The 18807-nt window shown below is 69.1% G+C and carries 18 protein-coding genes; 3 read left to right on the top strand and 15 right to left on the bottom strand.

Features of this window, described 5'->3' with window-relative positions:
* Window positions 1-223: 223 nt before the first annotated feature.
* The 14 genes from ACHAA3_RS08890 to ACHAA3_RS08825 form a co-directional block, all read right to left on the bottom strand.
* Entirely contained in the window at window positions 224-1192 is a 969-nt protein-coding gene (locus tag ACHAA3_RS08890) for an ABC transporter substrate-binding protein (protein WP_435708627.1), read from the bottom strand.
* Between the two features lie 58 nt (window positions 1193-1250).
* On the bottom strand, window positions 1251-2045 hold the full coding sequence (locus tag ACHAA3_RS08885; RefSeq protein WP_435708626.1) for an ABC transporter ATP-binding protein: 795 nt from the start codon (window positions 2043-2045) through the stop codon (window positions 1251-1253).
* A gap of 45 nt (window positions 2046-2090) precedes the next feature.
* Window positions 2091-2864 (bottom strand): ABC transporter permease, encoded by a 774-nt coding sequence (locus ACHAA3_RS08880; RefSeq protein ID WP_435708641.1) that lies wholly within the window; start codon window positions 2862-2864, stop codon window positions 2091-2093.
* On the bottom strand, window positions 2864-3703 hold the full coding sequence (locus ACHAA3_RS08875; RefSeq protein WP_435708625.1) for an ABC transporter permease: 840 nt from the start codon (window positions 3701-3703) through the stop codon (window positions 2864-2866). The genes ACHAA3_RS08880 and ACHAA3_RS08875 overlap by 1 nt, the downstream gene beginning before the upstream one ends.
* Window positions 3704-3811: 108 nt before the next feature.
* Window positions 3812-5005: a 4-hydroxybenzoate 3-monooxygenase gene (locus tag ACHAA3_RS08870; protein ID WP_435708624.1), complete on the bottom strand. Its 1194-nt coding sequence runs from the start codon at window positions 5003-5005 to the stop codon at window positions 3812-3814.
* Window positions 5006-5032: 27 nt separating this feature from the next.
* Entirely contained in the window at window positions 5033-6280 is a 1248-nt protein-coding gene (locus ACHAA3_RS08865) for an MFS transporter (protein WP_435708623.1), read from the bottom strand.
* Window positions 6273-7517, bottom strand: a complete 1245-nt coding sequence (locus tag ACHAA3_RS08860) for a 2-hydroxyacyl-CoA dehydratase (RefSeq protein WP_435708622.1) — start codon at window positions 7515-7517, stop codon at window positions 6273-6275. Before ACHAA3_RS08860 ends, ACHAA3_RS08865 begins: the two co-directional genes overlap by 8 nt.
* Complete coding sequence (locus ACHAA3_RS08855) at window positions 7514-8662, bottom strand: 2-hydroxyacyl-CoA dehydratase family protein (protein WP_435708621.1); 1149 nt, start codon at window positions 8660-8662, stop codon at window positions 7514-7516. Before ACHAA3_RS08855 ends, ACHAA3_RS08860 begins: the two co-directional genes overlap by 4 nt.
* Window positions 8659-9888: a CaiB/BaiF CoA transferase family protein gene (locus ACHAA3_RS08850; RefSeq protein WP_435708620.1), complete on the bottom strand. Its 1230-nt coding sequence runs from the start codon at window positions 9886-9888 to the stop codon at window positions 8659-8661. The genes ACHAA3_RS08855 and ACHAA3_RS08850 overlap by 4 nt, the downstream gene beginning before the upstream one ends.
* Window positions 9885-11030 (bottom strand): CapA family protein, encoded by a 1146-nt coding sequence (locus tag ACHAA3_RS08845; RefSeq protein ID WP_435708619.1) that lies wholly within the window; start codon window positions 11028-11030, stop codon window positions 9885-9887. Before ACHAA3_RS08845 ends, ACHAA3_RS08850 begins: the two co-directional genes overlap by 4 nt.
* Entirely contained in the window at window positions 11027-11866 is an 840-nt protein-coding gene (locus ACHAA3_RS08840) for an amino acid ABC transporter ATP-binding protein (RefSeq protein WP_435708618.1), read from the bottom strand. The genes ACHAA3_RS08845 and ACHAA3_RS08840 overlap by 4 nt, the downstream gene beginning before the upstream one ends.
* Complete coding sequence (locus ACHAA3_RS08835) at window positions 11863-12798, bottom strand: amino acid ABC transporter permease (protein ID WP_435708617.1); 936 nt, start codon at window positions 12796-12798, stop codon at window positions 11863-11865. The genes ACHAA3_RS08840 and ACHAA3_RS08835 overlap by 4 nt, the downstream gene beginning before the upstream one ends.
* A gap of 1 nt (window position 12799) precedes the next feature.
* Window positions 12800-13705 carry a transporter substrate-binding domain-containing protein gene (locus tag ACHAA3_RS08830; RefSeq protein ID WP_435708616.1) on the bottom strand — a complete coding sequence of 302 codons (906 nt, stop codon included), beginning with the start codon at window positions 13703-13705 and terminating at the stop codon, window positions 12800-12802.
* A gap of 117 nt (window positions 13706-13822) precedes the next feature.
* On the bottom strand, window positions 13823-14842 hold the full coding sequence (locus ACHAA3_RS08825) for a PaaX family transcriptional regulator (protein WP_435708615.1): 1020 nt from the start codon (window positions 14840-14842) through the stop codon (window positions 13823-13825).
* Between the two features lie 192 nt (window positions 14843-15034).
* Between ACHAA3_RS08825 and ACHAA3_RS08820 the strand changes: the two genes are divergently transcribed.
* On the top strand, window positions 15035-16495 hold the full coding sequence (locus ACHAA3_RS08820) for a benzaldehyde dehydrogenase (RefSeq protein WP_435708614.1): 1461 nt from the start codon (window positions 15035-15037) through the stop codon (window positions 16493-16495).
* Window positions 16496-16627: 132 nt separating this feature from the next.
* Here the strand turns inward: ACHAA3_RS08820 and ACHAA3_RS08815 are convergent, their stop codons facing one another.
* Window positions 16628-17392, bottom strand: coding sequence for an IclR family transcriptional regulator (locus ACHAA3_RS08815; RefSeq protein WP_435708613.1), 765 nt, complete (start codon window positions 17390-17392; stop codon window positions 16628-16630).
* Between the two features lie 63 nt (window positions 17393-17455).
* On the opposite strand from ACHAA3_RS08815, the gene pcaH reads away from it, so the two are divergent.
* Together pcaH and pcaG are read left to right on the top strand one after the other, a co-directional pair.
* Window positions 17456-18247, top strand: a complete 792-nt coding sequence (pcaH, locus tag ACHAA3_RS08810) for a protocatechuate 3,4-dioxygenase subunit beta (RefSeq protein ID WP_435708611.1) — start codon at window positions 17456-17458, stop codon at window positions 18245-18247.
* Window positions 18247-18807, top strand: a complete 561-nt coding sequence (gene pcaG / locus ACHAA3_RS08805; RefSeq protein ID WP_435708610.1) for a protocatechuate 3,4-dioxygenase subunit alpha — start codon at window positions 18247-18249, stop codon at window positions 18805-18807. Before pcaH ends, pcaG begins: the two co-directional genes overlap by 1 nt.

Here is an 18807-nt window from a genome sequence, read left to right as displayed (position 1 = left end):
CCGTAGAACGTCCCTATCCCGGAACAGTCCCCGGACAGGTCCTACGGAACCGCGGCCACGGGGTTGCCCGGTCCGAGCGGGCCGCACCGCCTGCCGTTCGGCTTGCGGTGAGGAGGCCGTCTGGCTCAAGGGAGAAGTTCCCAGTACCACCCGTGTTCGATCAGGACCGTCGACCAGCCGCTAGCTCCCCAGTGCTCGGTGGCGAAAGAACTGCTAGCCGGGCCTAGTTGCCGTAGAGCGCGTCCAGGTCGGGCATCTCGTCGAACAGTCCGTCCTCGACGCCGAGTTCGGCCAAGCCCTGCCCGGACTCCTCGCTCACCTCACTGGGGAACCGCGGGAAGGTCAGGTCGGCCAGCAGCGCCTCGTCGATCTCGGTGTACGCGGTGGGGATCGCACGCAGCTTCTCTTCGTCCGAGGACGCCAGCTCCTGCGAGGCGACCATGGCACGGGTGAACTTCTCGATCAGCTCGGGATTCTCCTGCGCGGTCTGCTCGGAGGTGAAGAACACCGCGACCTCGAGGTTGTCGACCGCTTCGGCGTACGGCCAGGCCACGGCGCGGGCGCCGGCCTTCTGGGTGATCGCCAGGAACGGCTCCACGACGAACACGGCGTCGACGTTGCCCGCATCGAGTGCAGCAGGCATGTCCGGGAACGCCATCTCGACGAACTCGACCGCTCCCTCGTCGCCGCCGTCCTTGCGCACGGTCTCGCGGATCACGGTGTCGGAGATGTTGTTCAAGGTGTTGATCGCGACGGTCTTGCCGGCCAGGTCGGCGGGCTCCTGGATGTCGCTGTCGTCGTTGACCACGACGGCCGCGAAGTCGTTCTCGACCTCACCGGTCGAGGCGGACGCCGGGGCGATGATCTGCACCGGCAGGCCCTTGCTGCGGGCGATCAGCAGCGACGTCACGTTGCTGAAGCCGATGGGGGTGTCGCCCTGCAGGACGGCCGGCACGATGGCCGCGCCACCCTGCGCGTTCTCGACCGTGATGTCCAGTCCCTCGTCCTCGAACAGGCCTTCTTGGATGCCCAGGTGCAGCGGGGCGACGTCGAGGATCGGCAGGGCGCCGACCGTGACCGCCTGGGTGCCGTCGGCGGACACCTCCTCAGAGCCACCACCACAGGCGGCGAGGATCAGGCTGGCTGCTGCGGCAGCGGCCACGGCGGCGGTCTTGCGGGGGGTCTTCAGCATGGAACGTCCTTCGATTCGTGCGGGATGGATGGTGCGGTGGTGCAAGGGGGAGGTCGGTTCAGCGCACGCCGCGCTTGGCTTCCTGGATCCGCCCGTAGACGTGGGCGCGCAGCTCGGCGAAGCGCGGCAGGGCGCGTGTCCCCAGCTGGTCGCGATCGGCCGGCAGGTCGATCGCGACGTCCTCGAGCACGATGGTGGGCCGGTTCGACAGCACGAGCACGCGTTGTCCGAGGTAGACGGCCTCGTCGATGTCGTGGGTCACGAACAAGACAGTGACGCCGAGGCGGATCCACAGCTCGCGCACCAGGTCCTCCAGGTCGGCGCGCGTCTGCGCGTCGACGGCCGCGAACGGCTCGTCCATCAGCAGGACCTGGGGCTCATAGGCCACGGCGCGGGCGATGGCCACGCGCTGCTGCATGCCGCCGGACAGCTGCCACGGGTAGGCGTCGTGGGAGTCCGACAGGTGTACGGCGTCGAGCGCCTCGTCGACCAGCCGCTTGCGCTCGTCGCCCTTGATCTTCTTCTCCTTGAGCGGCAGCTCGACGTTCTGACGCACCGTCATCCACGGGAACAGGCTGCGCCCGTACTCCTGGAAGACCACGGCCATGCCGCGCGGCGGGCCGGTGACCGTCTCGCCCTCCAGCTGGACGTCGCCCTCGGTGACGTCGAGCAGGCCGGCGATGCAGCGCAGCAGGGTGGTCTTGCCCGCACCGGACGGTCCGACGACGCAGACCAGCTCGCCGGGCTCGACACGGAAGTCGAGGTCGGCGATCGCCTCGACGCTGCGCTGCTTGCCGACATAGGTCTTCTTGACGTGGTTGACGGCCAGCATCGGCTGGGTGACGGAGTCCATGGCGGGTCCTTCCGGACGGGTCATCGGGGTGGTGGTCATGGTGGGTCAGCCCTTCCGCTGAGCGGCCCGAAGACCGAGGTACCAGGACAGGACACGTCGTTCGACGAGTCGAAAGACGAAGGCGAGGACGACGCCGATGAGGCCGAGCAAGATGATGCCGGTCCACATCTCGGGGATCGCGAAGCTGCGCTGGAACTGCACCGTGGTGAAGCCCAGACCGTTGCTGGCGGCGAACATCTCACTGATGACCATGAGAATGATGCCGACCGAGAGACCCTGACGAGCGCCGGCCATGATCTGCGGGCTCGCGGCACGCAAGGTCAGCGAGCGGACGCGGGTGGCAGTCCCGAGACCATAGGTGCGGGCCGTGTCGGACAGCACCTCGTCGACGCCGCGGACTCCTTCGACCGTGTTGAGCAGGATCGGCCAGACGCAGCCGAACGCGATGACCGAGATCTTCATGCCGTCGCCGATCCCGGCGAACAGCATGATGACCGGAACGAGCACTGGCGGCGGCACGGCGCGCAGGAACTCCAGCACCGGCTCGGCGGTCTCGCGCAGCACCCGCGACGATCCGACGGCGACACCGACGCCGATACCGATCAGCAGAGCGATGGCGTAGCCGGTGAGGAGTCGGGTGACGCTGGGGATCACGTCGGCGACGAACCGGCCCTCAAACCACGTCTCGGGGAAGACCTCGAGGATCGACTGCAGCGGCGGCCAGAAGAAGCTGGTGCTGTTCGCGGTGGCGAACCACCAGGCGGCAATCAAGATGATGGGCAGGGCCAGCGCGTAACCGACCCGCTGGACGCTCGACATCACGGGTTCTCCCTTCGCACGGACGGGTGCCAGCGCATGGCCCGCTTCTCAGCGGCCCGCGCGGCAAAGTTCATGGCCACACCGAGCAGCCCGGTGACGATGACCAGGGCGTACATGGTGTCGACAGCACCGGAGGACTGCGCCACGCCGATGCTCTGGCCGAGGCCGGGTGAGCCGATGATCAGCTCGCCGGTGATCTCCAGGATCAGGGCGACCGAGGCAGCCAGGCGGAATCCGGTCATGACGAAGGGCAGCGCGGTGGGCCAGATGACCGTACGGATCTGGGTGAGGCGGCTGAAGCCGTAGGAGCGAGCGGTCTCGGCCGCCACGGGGTCGACGTCCTGCACGCCGTAGAGCACCTGGAGCAGGACCTGCCAGAACGAGGCGTAGACGACCAGCAGCAGCGTCGAGCGCATGTCGGTGCCGAACATCAGGACAGCCAGCGGGATCAGGGCCACCGAGGGGATCGGTCGGAGAAACTCGATCGTCGAGGCCGTGGCCTGGCGCAGCAGCTCGGAGCTGCCGATCACGATGCCGAGCACGACGCCCGCGACCATCGCGATGCCGAGCCCCAGGGCCCAGCCGCGGATGGTGCTGACCAGGGCAGCCCAGAAGTCGCCCGAACCGAGCTGGGTGACCAGCGCGCGTGTCATCTCGCTGAACGGCGGCAGGTAGGCGTCGTTGACCACGCCGAGACGGGGCAGCAGCTCCAGCACCAGCAGGAACAGCACGAGACCTGCCGCACCGCGTGCGGGCGCACTCGACGGCCAGAGGCTGCGCCGCGCCGGGCCCTGTGGCGCGGCGGACGGTGACGTCCGGGTAATGGTGTCTGCTGTCATGACCGTCCTTGATGTTCGCTATGCGAACGTGTGTACGTTCCGTGGACACCACACTATGCCACAGGTCACACCGCTGACAGCGGGCTTTCACTCAGTGAAGTCATCGGCTCAAAACCCGATCGGCAGCCCCGCGTAGTTCTCGGCCAGACCAGCTCGACCGGCCTCGCTCGAGGCGAGCCATCGCAGCTGCGACAGCTGTAGCTGACTGTCGAACGGATCGTCGCTGGTGTGCAGCATCGTGGTCATCCACCACGAGAAGTGCGTGCATCGCCAGACTCTCCGCAAGGCGTCGCCGGAGTACGCGTCGGCGAGCCGGGAGTCCTTCGACTTGACCAGGTCGATCAGCGCGGGCGCCAGCACGCCGACGTCGGCCACCGCGAGATTGAGGCCCTTGGCACCGGTCGGCGGCACGATGTGCGCGGAGTCACCGGCCAGGAACAGCGAGCCGTGGCGCATCGGCGTCTGCACGTAGCTGCGCATCGGCAGCACGCTCTTGTCGGTGATCGGTCCCGGCGTCAGCTCCCAGCCGTCGTGGCCATGCCCGAGCCGCTGCGCCAGCGCGTCCCAGATGCGGTCGTCGCTCCACTCGTCGACCGGGGTGCCGTTCGGCACCTGCAGGTAGAGCCGGCTGACCGAGGCCGAACGCATCGAGTGCATCGCGAAGCCGTCGGGGTGCCAGGCGTAGATGAGCTCGTCGGTCGACGGCGCGACGTCGGCGAGGATGCCCAGCCATGAGTACGGGTAGACCTTCTCCCACGTGTGCCGCACCGCATCAGGGACGGCTGCACGACTGGGCCCGAAGGATCCGTCGCAGCCCGCCACGACACGCCCTTCCACGCGCACCGGGCGCCCCTCGTGGATCATCGTCACCGCCGGGCGCTCGGACTCCAGGTCGTGCAGCTCCACGTCGGCGCACTCGTACAGCACCTCCTGGCCCGCCGCGGAGCGCGCCGCGACCAGGTCCTTCTGCACCTCGGTCTGCCCGTACACCCAGACGCTGCGGCCGATCAGGTCGACGAAGTCGATGTGGATCTTCTCCTCGGGCCAGGCCAGGTAGATGCCACGGTGCTCGTCACCCTCGTGCTCGAGCCGCTCGCCGAGCCCGTGCTCGCGCAGCAGATCGACCGTCGAGTGCTCCAGGATGCCTGCGCGGATGCGGCTCGCCACGTACTCTGCCGACCGCGACTCGACCACCACCGACTCCACACCTTGGGCGGCGAGCAAGTGGGACAGCAGCAGCCCTGCGGGGCCGGCCCCGATGATCACGACGTCGGTGCGAAGCGTTGACTCGATGCTGTTCACCGCATCATTCGACCCGCTGTCGAACCGTCAGGAAAGCGAGTTGTTCCGCTGGTCGGAAGCCCGCCCATCACGATTGATCGCAGCGAACGCGACGACCGCAGCGGCCACCGCGCCGAGCCCGGCCAGGCCCAGCGCGGTGCGCGGTGACCAGGAATCCGCCACGTGCGCGGCAACGAGTGCGGACACCGGCGCCAGCCCGAAGGTGGTCATGTTCACCAGCGAGGTGGTGCGGGCGGTCCCGCGTGCCCCGCCCGATGACTGCGCAGCTCGCTGCAACACGCTCTGGTAGCTGCCCAAGGTGAGCCCCATCAGCGGTGAGAGCACCAGGAACCACGTCGTCGAAGGCGCCAGGGCGGCGCCCGACACTCCAAGACCCAGCGCGAGCACCGCGGGCGCGAGCGCTGCGGCTCCCATGCGACGCCGCATCGACAGGGCCCACCCGCCCGCGATGGCACCAGCCGCATTGAGCATGTGCGCCAGGCCCAGGACAGTGCCGTCAGCGCCGAACTGCAAGGTGACCACCGCCGTGATCGTGACGTTGAAGCTCATCGTGGTCACGGTGACCAGCGCACCCACCACCAGGACCCAGCGCAGATCTCGTCCACCTGACCGAGGCGGGGCATCGACGGGAGCGGGCTCCACCGCGTCCTCCCCCGCCGCGACGGTCGCTTCCGACGTCTCCTCCGGAGCCGAGACCCGTGGCGGCCCGATCGAGGCGGCCAAGGCCAGGACACCCAGGCTCAGCAGGACCGTGGCCGCGAAGCAAGCACGCGGCCCACCCGCGGCGTAGGCGAATCCCGCCAGGCCGGGCCCGGCGAAGCGACCCGCAGCCGCTGCCGTCGTGAGCCTGGCCAGCTGCGATCCCAGCTGGTCCTGCGTCACCACCTGCGCCGTCAGGGCAAATGTCGCCGGCCGCTCGGCGGCCTGCGCCACCCCGCCGACGGCCAGGGTCGCCAGCAACAACCACACCACGGAGGCCGACAGCGGGGCCGCCAGCAGCGCGACGGCCGTCCCGGCGGACACGCCACTGACCAGCAGCAGTGCGCGGCGTGGGCCGACCCGGTCGACCCAGCGTCCCGGGAACGGTCCAAGCAGCAAGATGGGAAGGAACTGCGCGACCGAGGCCCAGCCCAGCGCTGTCGCACCGCGGGTCAGGTCAACCAGGACGAGCGCGATCGCCACGTTGCGGAACCATAGAGCGGTGTGGGTGAGGAGCTGTGCGACATAGAGGCGACGGATCGGGGCGGCGCCCCGTCCCGTCGAGGCCTCACCCACCCAGTCGGTCCACGATGAACTCGTCGATCCTGTCGCCGAGTCCTGCGGCCGCTGCGGACCGCGAGTCGGCATTGCTGGCGTGGATCTCCAGTACCGGGATGCCCGCACGCTCCAGCGCCTCGGTCGTGAAGTGGGAGCCGGGCCGGTCCTCGGCGACGAGGTGCACCACACCGTCGACGCCATGGGTCTGCGCCTCCTTGACGTACCACTGCTCGGCCCAGCCCGGCATGTAGAGCTGGTCGGTGAATCCGCAGAATCGTCCGGCGAGCGCGCGCAGGGGATCGTCCCCGTAGCGCGGGTAGCCGTCCGCAGCGATCGCGAGATACATCGACCAGACGAAGACCGCGCCGTGATCACGCTCGAACCGGCGGTACAGGTCGAGGTCGAACCAGAGCCCTCGGCCCACCCACATCAGGCGAATCCGCTCGTCGGGGCAGACCGCCCGCCCCGCGTCGACTCCGACCTCGAGCTCCTCGTAGAACTCGCGAGCGGCGTCGACCGCCCACTGTGTGCCCCGGTGCCACTGCGGCAGCATGACCGAGTTGATCGTCTCGTGGACGCTGACGGGCATCGGGCGGGCCTGCGCCAGCAGATCCCGGGAGCGGCGGTTCCACTCGGCTTGTTGGTTCACCGGATTCATCACCTCCACCAGCCTGGCGGGGTCGAAGGTCCGTCCCGTGCGGCGCTCGAGCACGTCGATCAGGTCTTCGCACTCGGCGACCATCAGGTCGATGCGATCGGCGCCGAACGCCTCTTCCCACCGGTGCGGCACGAGCTCCCACCAGCGATCCGGGGCGTGCAGCGCCGCGGTGCGCTCGAACGCGAAGAACTCCGTGTCGTCGTGCTCGGCCCACAGGTCGAAGACCTTGCGCCCGCCGTCACCGCTGGTCTCGGCGATGACCAGATCAGGGCGCGGCAGGCCGCCCCACGGAGCGAGGTCGGCCGGCAGGTCCATCGAGCCGAGCGGTATCGAGTCGTACTGGCGCGAGTCGTCGGGGTAGCCGGCAGCTCTCAGCCGATCGAGGCTGCGATCGGCGAGGCGCTTGGCGCCGACGAGCGAGGCCCACCACTGGTTGACCACGTACGGCACGTCCATCGCGCGGAGGATCTCCTGAGGCGCATCGGCGCTGACCAGAGCGAACGTCTCACCACTCGCGACCTGGTCCTTCATCTCGGCGAACCACTCGCGCTGATGGGCAACGGCCCGCCGAGAGGTCTCGAGACGCGGCGCCGTCATCGAACGGCCTCCGACGCGTGCACGTCTGCAGCTCGTGCTCGAGCAGCCAGGCCGTCGGCACCATCGAGCACTGCAGCGAGCGCCGCACGATCCACGACCACGTCCTGGTCGCGCAGCAGCGCCACCTCGACCCCGCGGGCCTCGAGTCGCTCACGCAGCAGCGGATGTTCCCACAAAGGTCCCTCGTCATGACGGCGCACCCAGCACAGCACCGCCACGGCCCCGCTGGCCTTCGCGGCCTGGTCGATCCAGACGGCTCGATCGCGCGAAGCGCCTGTGGCGCTGTCGGGTCCGCGATCACGGTACGCGCGCGCCAGCACCGCCAGGCGACTCTCGACGTCCGGGTGGTTGGACATCGAGTCCAGGTCCACGACGATCGTCAGCGCCAGGGCTGCCCGGTCATGATCGTCGCCGACCACGGACCACCTGAGCTCCTCCAGACGCAGATAGAGGTCGGTGTCAGCCTGCGCGCTCCCCGAGAGGAACAGGCGCGGCTGCGTCGAGACCGCGCGCCCCTCGGCGGCGCGCAGTGCTCGCTCGATGAGGCCGCTCGCAACGTCTGGTTCCTCGGTTCCTGCGAGGGTGTGCAGTGCCAGCACCTCGCTGCCGCGCAGGCGTCCTGCAGCTTGGAGGGCCGACGCCCGAGTCAACAGCTCCCTGGTCCGTGCACACTCCTGGGCGGCGCCGAGCAGCGCATCGGCGGTCACCTCCGACCCGGTCCATCGTCCGAGCGCGGCGGCGCAGCTCGAGAGCTGTGCCGCGTCGTACCGCACGGACGCCTCGCGCGGCAGGTGGACCATGTCCACGAGATGCAGGAACGGCAGCGACTCGCCGCCCGCGGCCAGCTCGCGCAGCACATAGAAGATGCGCAGCGAGGCCTCACGGTCCCGGCTGCACACGATGCCGAGGAGGGGGCCGTGCTCGCCGGTCAGGATGCCGGCCAACAGGTCGACTGCGGCGGGGTCGACAGTACCGAGGAGTCCCGCCGCCCGTGCATGGGCCGCGGCGCGCTGGTCGTCGCCGACCGGAGTCGTGATCGAACCGGGTCCCAGACGCACCGGCCTGGCCGCTGCGGCCATGACCAGCTCAGGTGGCACATCGGCGCCGACGAGGCCCACCCTCGGCAGGTCGACCGACCCGATCACACGACCCCCTGCGCACGGAGGTCGTCGATGACCGTCTCGTCGTATCCCAAGAGGTCGGCCAGCACCTGGTCGGTGTTCTCACCCAGCCGAGGGGCCGGGCGGTCGAGGGAGATCTCGGAGTCAGACATCAGGAACGGCATGCCCGGCCCGTAGACGTCGGCATCCGACCGGCCTCCCGGCAGGGTCAACCGCACGACCTCATTGCGCTTGAGCACCCGAGGATCCCGAACGGCCTCGCCCGGTTCACGCACCGGCGCCACCGGGACGTGCTGGGACCCCAGAGCGGCAAGCACGTCGCCCAGGAAGCGATCGCGCGACCACTCACCGATCAGGGCGTGCAGCTCGTCGGCGTGCGCCACCCGCTGGTCGCGCCGCTCGAAGCGCGGATCGTGCACCAGATCGCCCTGCCCGATGGCCCGCAGGGCCCCGTGGGCGAACTTGTCGGTCGGGGCACAGATCGCGAACCACCCGTCCTTCGCCTCGAAGAGCCCGAAGGGCGCCAGCCGCGGCACGAACCCGCCGGTGCGATACTCCAGACCGATCTGCTCGTAGGCGTCGAACGGCTCGGCCGCGACCAGCGAGGTCAGGGCGCCCAGCATCGAGACGTCGACGTGCTGTCCCTGGCCGGTGTTCGTGCGCTGGACGACGGCGCCCATCGTGCCGATCACCGCGAACAGGGGCGCAGCGAGATCGCCGATGGGCACGCCGAATCGCACCGGCCCGGCGCCAGGTTCGCCGGCGGTCATCATCAGCCCGCTCAGTGCCTGGATGATCGTGTCCATGGCGCGGTCGTCCCCGCCGTCTGCGCCAAACCCGCTGATCGAGGTGTAGATGATGCGGGGATTGATCTCACGCAGCACCGGGTAGTCGATGCCCAGGCGCTTGGTCACCCCGGCGCTGAAGTTCTCCACCACGATGTCGGCCTGGCTCGCCAGATCCAGGAACACCTCGCGACCGCGGGGATTCTTCAGGTCCAGGGTCAATGACTCCTTGTTGCGACCTCGCGAGGCGATGGACACCGACATGTTGGTGTCGTCGCCACGAGCTCCGTCGACCCCGTCGGGCGTGAGGTACGGCGAGTTGTTGCGCGCACTGTCGCCACCGGTCGCCGGGTTCTCGATCTTGACGATCCGCGCACCCAGCCCGGCCAGGAGCAAGGTCGTGTAGGGGCCCGCCAGGGCGGTGGTCAGGTCCAGGACGGTCACGCCTTCGAGCGGGGCGGTCATCGGGACTCCTTCGGGGTTGATGTCGCGGACACGACGACACGGTCGCCGCTCCAGGTGAACTCGGTGTCGAACCCAGCACGCCGGGTGATGTCGATGATGTAGTCGACGACGGGCTTCGCCGTGTCCTCGTCGATGAGGGGGATCGGCCGCGCCTCGTCGTCGATCCACAGGGGCTTCAGGGCCGCTTCGACCAAGGCGCCGTCCGCGAAGGTGCACCACGCCATCGCCGTGTTGCGGCTCTCGGGGTGGAACGGGTACGTCGGCATGGCCGGATCGGGAGCGAAGCCGAACATCTTGATCCGGCGATCAGCCCACTCGCGCCGTTCGGCGGACTCGCCACCTCCGTTCAAGGCCCGCGTCACGGTCACGAAGTTGCCCAGACCGTGGAAGATCGGCACGCCCTGGTACATCTCCACGCCACGCATGATGTGCGCGTGATGAGCGATCACCAGGTCGGCGCCCGCCTCCACGGCGGCATGCGCCAGCGGCACCTCGTAGTCCGCGAGGACGGCGGGGGTGTGGCCCACGCCCTTGTGCAGTGCCACGACGACGACGTCCACCTCGGCAGCCAGAGCCGCGATGCGCTCCTCCATGTCGCGCTGGCTCGCCGGGGCCACGAATGTGTAGATGGTCGGGGGTCCGCCCGGTGTTGCCGAGTCGAGCTCGTAGTGGGTCAGCACCTTCACGTACGCCGCGCCGGCCTTCTGCGAGGCAGCCCACGACTCGCGCGGTCCGACGCAGTTGAAGCTCAGGACGCCCACCGTGGTGTCCCCAGCCCTGTGGATGGCCGGAGCAGAGGCGGCAGCGAGGTCGGCCCCCGCACCAGCAGTGAGCAGCCCGGCGTCGCGTGCGTGCCGAACGGTGTCGTTGACCCCGTCCGGGCCAGCGTCGTAGACGTGGTTGCCCGCAAGGGTCACGACGTCGAAGCCCGCACCCGCGACCGAGGCGAGGGCCGCGGGGTCTGCCGGCGGAGCCGGCACATCGAGACTCGACTGCACGGTGGTGTCGGAGTGCGGCACCTCCACGTGTCCGATGCTGACATCGGCGTCCGAGATGAGACCGGTGGACGGTCGCAGGAAGAAGGCAGGATCCGGTTCGTCGAGAACCAGATCACCGACGGCGGCGATGCATACGCGGTTCATGCCCCAACCTCCGTCGACTCGACGAGCGGCACCTCGGCAGAGCCGTCCACGGTGCCGCGGAAACGACCCAGGAATCCGCGCAGCCGCTCGGACTGCGGACGTTCGAAGATGTCCGCCGGCGCGCCCTGCTCGATCACGCGTCCCTGGTCCATGAAGACCACGTGGTCGCCCATCTGTCGGGCGAAGGCCATCTCGTGGGTGACGACGACCATCGTCATGCCCAGGCCGACGAGGTCCCGCAGCACGCTGAGCACCTCGTCGACCAGCTCGGGGTCGAGCGCCGACGTGGGCTCGTCGAACAGCATGATGCGCGGACCGGGGGCGAGAGCCCGCGCGATCGCCACCCTCTGCTGCTGCCCACCGGACAGCTCACGCGGGTGCGCGCCTGCCTTGTCGGCGAGGCCGACCTTGTCGAGCAGGTAGAGCGCGCGATCCTCCGCAGTCTGACGATCCACGCCGTGCGACAGCACGTGCGGGCGGGCGATGTTCTCCAGGACGGTCCAGTGCGGGAACAGGTTGAATTGCTGGAACACCATGCCCATGTGTCTGCGCTGATGTGCCACTGCCTTGTCCGTCAGCGGTCGCACCCCGCCTCGGTGCTGCTCGTAGCCCAGGAGCACCCCGTCGAGGAACATCGCACCAGCTTGGATCGACTCCAGCTGGTGGACGCACCGCACGAGGGTCGACTTGCCCGAGCCCGAGGGACCTATGACCACCACGACCTCGCCCTCACGGACGGTCAGGTCGACGCCTTGCAGCACTTCGTTGTCCCCGAAGCTCTTGCGGAGCCCCCGGACCTGCAGGACCTCCTGATCGTGAGCGGTCGATTCATTCATCGTGGTCCTCCGAGACGTTGGCCGCGTTTGCGACGCACGGGTGCGTTCTCGAACCCACGGCCGTAGCGACGCTCGAGGATGCGTTGGAAGTAGGTCAGGATCGTGATCACGACCAGGTACCAGATGCAGGCGACCAGCAGCATCGGGACGATGCGATAGGTACGGTCCGCGATGACCTGGACCGAGAAGAGCAGGTCGCTCATCGCAATCACGCTGACCAGCGAGGTTCCCTTGACGGTGGCGATGAACTGGTTGCCGAACGGCGGAAGGATGACTCTCATTGCCTGCGGGACGACGATCTTGAAGAAGCTCTGCCGCGAGGTCAGTCCCACGGCCTTGGCGGCATCGGTCTGGCCTTGCGACACCGATCCGATTCCCGAGCGGATGATCTCCGCCATGTAGGCCGACTCGTGCAGCGTCAGGCCGATGATCGCCGCCGAGAAGGGCGTGATCAGGTCCGTGGTCTGCATCGACCCGAGGTCCGGGCCGAACGGCAGGGACAGGGTCAGCGTCGGAACCAAGAATCCCAGGTTGAACCAGAAGATCAGCTGCACCAGAGGAGGAATCGAGCGGAACACCGCGACGAATGCCTGACTGGTCAGCCGCACCGGCGCGAAGTCGCTGATCTGCGCCACGGCGAGGACGGCACCGAACGCGGTGCCGAGCGCCATGGCCAGCACCGCGAGGAGCACCGAGGTACCCAGACCCCTGAGCACGGTCGGGTAGAACAGGTAGCTGCCCACCACGTCCCACTCGAACCGCGGGTTGGAGATGAAGAAGTGCCCCAGGCCGGCGATCACCAGCGCGAGCACCACCGAGAAGGCCCACCGAGCGGGACGAAGACGCCGGCGACTCTCGGCAACGTCGATGTTCGGCGTCGAGCCGGTCGACACGGACTCGTCCGCGTGGCTCGCCACGCTCGTCGAGCCCATGTCACTCGACCTCGGGGTTGAGGACCGGCGCCTCGACCGAGACGTCGTCGAGGCCGTACTGCTCGACGATGTCGGCGTACTCGCCGCTCTCGAAGATGCCCTGGAACGCTTCCAGCATGACCTCACCCATGTTCGCGGACTTGGGCGTCAGCACGACGAGCTGATCGACGCCGGCGCCCTGTTCATCGGTCTGTGTGACGTATCGCCACGTGTCCTCCTGCTGAGCGATCACGTCGAGGGCACCGGTCTGTGTCGTGGCCACGCTCTGGGCCCGGCCCGACTGCACGGCAAGGATGGTCGCGTTGGTGTCCGCGAGGCCGAGGAACTTCACGGGCTCGTCGCCCTGCCCGGTGCACCAGTCCGACAGCTTGGCTGTCTGCTCCTCGGTAATCGACGCGGTGACACCCGCGGCTGTGGTCCCGCACAGGCCCGCCGCGTCGTCGGCGTCGATGCCGCCATCGAGGGGAATCAGGTAGGAGGTCCGGCTCGTCAACCAGCTGACGCCGTCGAAGTCGGCGAGGCGCTCCGGCGTGGCCTTGACCGGACCGTTGAAGGCGTCGTAGCGGCCCGATCCCATGCCGGTGATGGTCTGGGAAAGATCGTTCGCCAGCTCGATGCGGATGGGGACGCCCAGCTGCTCGGACAGCGCCGCCTGAATGTCCGGGTCGATCCCGGTGACCGACGACCCGTCGCTCCCAACGGTGCGGTACGGCGGGTGGGAGTCGCCGGCAAAGACCAGCTCTCCCCTCTCCTGCACCGCCGCCGGCAGCTGGTCGTAGAGCGGAGCGCTCGTGTCGACCTCGGTCAGTCCTTGGTCGGCCGACTCGGCAGGGTCGGCCTCGCTGGCGCAGCCGCCCAGCAGCACAGCGGCCAGGAGTCCACCGGACAGGATCGTGAGCTTGTTCATGAGATTCCTCGATTCCGCCCCGACCGACGCACAGGAGCCGCGGACGCGGCCGTGATGGGGATCTCATTAACAGTAGGCTCTGGTTTGACGATCGTCAACAGATAGCCGCGCGTTGCATCAGGGCTTCCGCGGGTGACCCCCGTCGGCGAGCGTCTTGGTCAACCCAAGGTCGTGGCAGCGCGCATGCACCACGTGGTGGGGCGCGTGGCGCGCCACGGCCCGGTGAACTCTCGTCAGGGCAGGCGCCGACAGTGTTCGGTAGATCTCCTCGAACATCTCCCGCGCCCGCTCCCGGGGCCAGGACGTCGGCAGCACCTCCTGGGGCAGTCCCGGGTCGAGCGTGGGAACGGTGCGCCACACGTTGACCAGCTGCGTTCGCCACACCAGCGCGTCCACGTCGTCGAAGCTGCCCGATCGCACCAGGTCCAGCACGGGCTGCATCTCGGCGATGAGCTGCTCGTAGGTGGAGCGCACGCCGTCGAGGTCCCAAGCGTCGACCGGTCGACCCGCGGCGGACGTCGTGGCTCTCATGTCCGCCTCGAAGACCGAGGCGGTGGAGATCCCGAGCCCCTCGATCAACGCCGCGGCCGCAGCCACCGTGGGAGCCGGTGACACCCAGAGCCCGTCATACCAAGGCGCGAACCCCAACCAGTGAAGACCGGTGCGCAGCTTGTAGCGAGCGGCCCGTTGCTCCTCGGGGACGGAGAACGCCACACAGGTCCAACGACCCGAGTGCTGGTCAGGTTCTCCGAACCGCCGCATCCTGTCCAGGCCGGTCCCGAGTCGCCGACGCATCCACGGCGTCAGCGCGTACAGGGTCCTGCGCCCCTCCCTGGTCACGATCACCCGCTCGTCGCCGGACAGGCGGACGAGCACGGCCCGCGCGCCGGCGACGGTGATGTCGAAGTCGTGCGCCAGGTCCACCAACGCTCCCGATGGGACCACGGCGCCGTCGTCCAACCAGTAGTCCGCCAGGAGCGTCAGCACCATCTGCCGCGGGCGCGGACCGTCGGCAAGCTGGCGGCGAACCGACTCAAGAAAATCGACCCGCGCCACCGCCGTGGCGTCGCCGGTCACCTCACCCTGTTCGTCGGTCACTTCGCTCCTCGAGAAGATCGTCATTCTGGTGACGATCATGACGTCACTGCCGAATGTCGTGCAGGTCAGCCTCCCACTTCCCGCACCCTCACTCCAGGGCAGCGAGCCGTCAGGTCGCCTGGGGCAGGATCCTGCCGGACGAACCCGTTCTTGCAGTGGGTGAAAATCGACACGTCATCGAGGTCCTTCGTCGTCTAGCGTCAGGCTCCCCGATCACCACCCGGAGTGCACATGACCTTCATCGACCCCACGGTCTTCCACGGACGCATCCACCTCGACGGCGAGTGGGTCGAGGGTCAGGGCGATCCCATCGACGTCATCGAGCCCGCCACCGGTCAGCAGCTCGCGACGATCGGGGGCGCCAGCCCCGAGGACGTGACCCGGGCTGCGCGATCGGCCGCCATCGCCCAGCGCGAGTGGGCGGCACTCCCCCACCCCGAGCGCGCCGCCGTGCTGCACCGGGCGGCTGATCTCTGGGAGCGTCACAGCGAGGAGATCGTCGGGTGGAACACCCGCGAGGTTGGCGCCATCGCCCCGATGGCCGGGTTCGCGGTCCACGTCGCGGCCGCCGAGTGCCGCGAGGCCGGGTCCCTGCCCTCGCACCCGTTGGGCGAGGTCCTGTCCAGCGAGAAGCCGCGCCTGTCCTTCGCCCAGCGCATGCCAGTCGGCGTCGTCGGGGTCATCTCGCCGTTCAACGTGCCGATCATCCTCGGCATCCGCGCCGTCGCCCCGGCCCTCGCCCTCGGCAATGCCGTGCTCCTGAAGCCCGACCCCCGCACTGCGGTCACGGGCGGCGTCACGATGGTCCGCATCTTCGAGGAGGCCGGCCTCCCCGCCGGACTCCTGCAGCTGCTGCCCGGCGGAGTCGAGGTCGGCTCGGCGATGGTCACCGATCCGGAGGTCAGCGTCATCGCCTTCACCGGCAGCACCCAGGCCGGTCGCTCGGTCGGCGAGCTGGCCGGCAAGCACCTCAAGCGGGCGCACCTCGAGCTCGGCGGCAACTCCGCGTTCATCGTGATGGACGACGCCGACGTCGACCGTGCGGTCAACCTCGCCACCTGGGGCGCGTTCCTGCACCAGGGACAGATCTGCATGACCATCGGACGTCACCTCGTCCACGAGAGCCTGTACGAGCAGTACGTCGACAAGCTCGCCGCCAAGGCCGACTCGATGGTCGTCGGGGACCCGACAGGCCAGGTCCATCTTGGCCCGGTCATCGACACCGGCCAGCGCGACAAGATCATGTCGCTGATCGAGCGCAGCGTCGAGATGGGCGCACAGCTGCGCGCCGGCGGCACCGCCGATGGCCTGTTCGTGCGGCCGACCGTCCTGGCCGGACCGCCCCTGGACGCCCCCGCCTACTGCGAGGAGGTGTTCGGCCCGGTGGCCTCGGTCGTGCCGTTCAGCGATGACGACGAGGCGGTCAAGCTCGCCAGCGCATCCGACTACGGCCTCTCGCTGGGCATCGTCACCGCGCAGCCCATGCGCGGCCTGGCCCTGGCCGGTCGCATCCCGTCGGGCATCGTCCACATCAACGACCAGACCGTCGACGACGAGGCCAACAGCCCCTTCGGCGGCGTCAAGTCCTCGGGCACCGGCTCGCGCCACGGCGGCGCCGCGGCCAACCTCGACGCCTTTACCGAGACCCGCTGGATCACGATGCAAGCCGAGCCAGGCGAGTACCCCCTGTAGGCCGAAGGGCCAAGGCCCGAGGGCCCGAGGCCCCAGGGCCCAGAGCCCCAACTTTTGTAGCGTTTCGCAGGTTTCCGGACCAATTATGGATGCCTACCGCTACAAAAGTTGGGGCTTAGGCCGCCCTCGGGCCTACGGCAGGGATCGGCTGATGCCTCGGGCGGCCACCTGGAGCGCGGTGACCAGACGCGCCTTGTCGCGGCGCAGCGAGCCGACCACGACGCCGATCGAGGCGACTACCTCGTCGCCGTGCCACACCGGCACCGCGGCGGAGCAGGCGCCGAGCGTCATCTCCTCGGCGGTGGTGGCATACCCGTCACGCACGACGGCGGCGAGCTGTCGCTGCAGCAGACCCGGCTGCGTGACGGTGTACGCCGTGATGCGGCGCGGAGCACGCAGCACGCGCGCCTGCACATCGGCCGGCGCGTGCGCCAGGAGCACCTTGCCCACGCCTGTGCTGTGCATCGGGAGCGTCGACCCGATGTTGCTCACGACCGGCACCGAGACCCGACCCGACATCCGCTCGAGATACAGCACCTCGTCGCCGTCGCGCACCGCGAGGTGGATGGTGGCCCGGGTGGCGGCGTGGATGTCGTGCAGGAATGGTTCGGCGACGCGACGGAGCCCCGATTCCACCGGCGCCAGCAGGCCCACGTCCCACATCCGCCGACCCACGACGTACTCGCCGCCCTCGCGCCGGTCCAGAGCGCCACCGGCCACGAGCTCGGCGACGAGTCGATGCGCCGTGGGCACCGGCACGTCGGCTCGCCGGGCGAGGTCGGTGAGCCGCAGCGCCCGGTGGTGCTCGTCGAACGCCGCGAGCAGTGCGAGCACGCGCGACGTGACCGTGACTCCGGGGGCCGAGGTGTTGCCGGCCATCGCTCCCCCTTCCGTCATTCCTTCTGCTGAGCGAAACTTCAGTGTTCCACATCGAGTCGCCGCGACCGTACGTTCGCGCTCATGGCACGTATCGACACCAACCCCGACGCCGCCGCCGCGACCCAGGCGGACCTGAGCGCCGAGATGGCCGCACTCACCTCCGCCTACGACCCCTCCGGCGAGGGCGAGACGCAGCCGCGACTCGACTACGCGCCGTATCGCAGCAGCCTCCTGCGGCACCCCACCAAGGACCTGCACCATGCCGACCCCGAGTCGATCGAGCTGTGGTCGCCGTGCTTCGGCCCGCAGGACGTGCACGCGCTCGAGGCTGACCTGACGATCCAGCACCACGGCGAGCCGATCGGCGAGCGCATGGTCGTCACGGGCCAGGTCCGCGACGGCGACGGGCGCCCGGTGCGCGGTCAGCTGGTGGAGGTCTGGCAGGCCAACGCCGGTGGCCGGTACATCCACAAGCGCGACCAGCACCCCGCACCGATCGACCCGAACTTCACCGGCGTCGGGCGCTGCCTCACCGATGACGACGGCTGGTACCGGTTCACCACCGTCAAGCCCGGCCCGTACCCCTGGAAGAACCACCGCAACGCCTGGCGTCCCGCGCACATCCACTTCTCGCTGTTCGGTACCGAGTTCACCCAGCGCCTCATCACCCAGATGTACTTTCCCGGCGATCCGCTGTTCGCCCTCGACCCGATCTACCAGTCGATCCTCGATCCGCGAGCCCGCGAACGGCTCGTCGCTGCCTACGACCACGACGTCACGACCCACGAGTGGGCGACCGGCTACCGCTGGGACATCGTGCTGACCGGCAGCCACCGCACCCTGCTCGAGACCGACACTGGAGACGACGACTGATGAGCACTCCCCTTCCCCCGACACCGGGCCAGACGGTCGGTCCGTTCTTCGGCTACGCGCTCCCCTTCGAGCACGACCACGAGCTGGTCCCGCCCGGCCGCGCGGACGCGATCTGGCTGCACGGCACCGTGACCGACGGCAGCGGCGCACCCGTGCCCGACGCACTCATCGAGCTGTGGCAGGCCGGCCCCGATGGTCAGGTGGTCCAGCAGGCCGGATCGTTGCGCCGTGACGGCCGGACGTTCACCGGCTGGGGCCGCAGCAGCACCAACGACGCCGGCCAGTACGGCTTCAGCACCCTGCGACCGGGCATGCCCGAGTCGACTCTGCCGTTTTTCCACCTCACGGTCTTCGCACGCGGTCTGATGCACCGCCTGTTCACCCGCGCCTACCTGCCCGAGCCGTTGCGCTCCGACGGCGCGTCCGACGCACTGCTCAGCACCGTGGACCCGAGCCGCCGCCGCACCCTCGTCGCCGACCGGGACGCCTCCGGCTACTGCTTCGACATCGTGCTCCAGGGCGAGGGCGAGACGGTCTTCGTGTCCTATCCGGGACACTGA

Source organism: Aeromicrobium sp. CF3.5, assembly GCF_051262695.1.
In the GTDB taxonomy this organism is placed as follows: Bacteria; Actinomycetota; Actinomycetes; order Propionibacteriales; family Nocardioidaceae; genus Aeromicrobium.
Note: the sequence above shows the minus strand (reverse complement) of the source record. Positions and strands in the feature narration are given on the sequence as shown.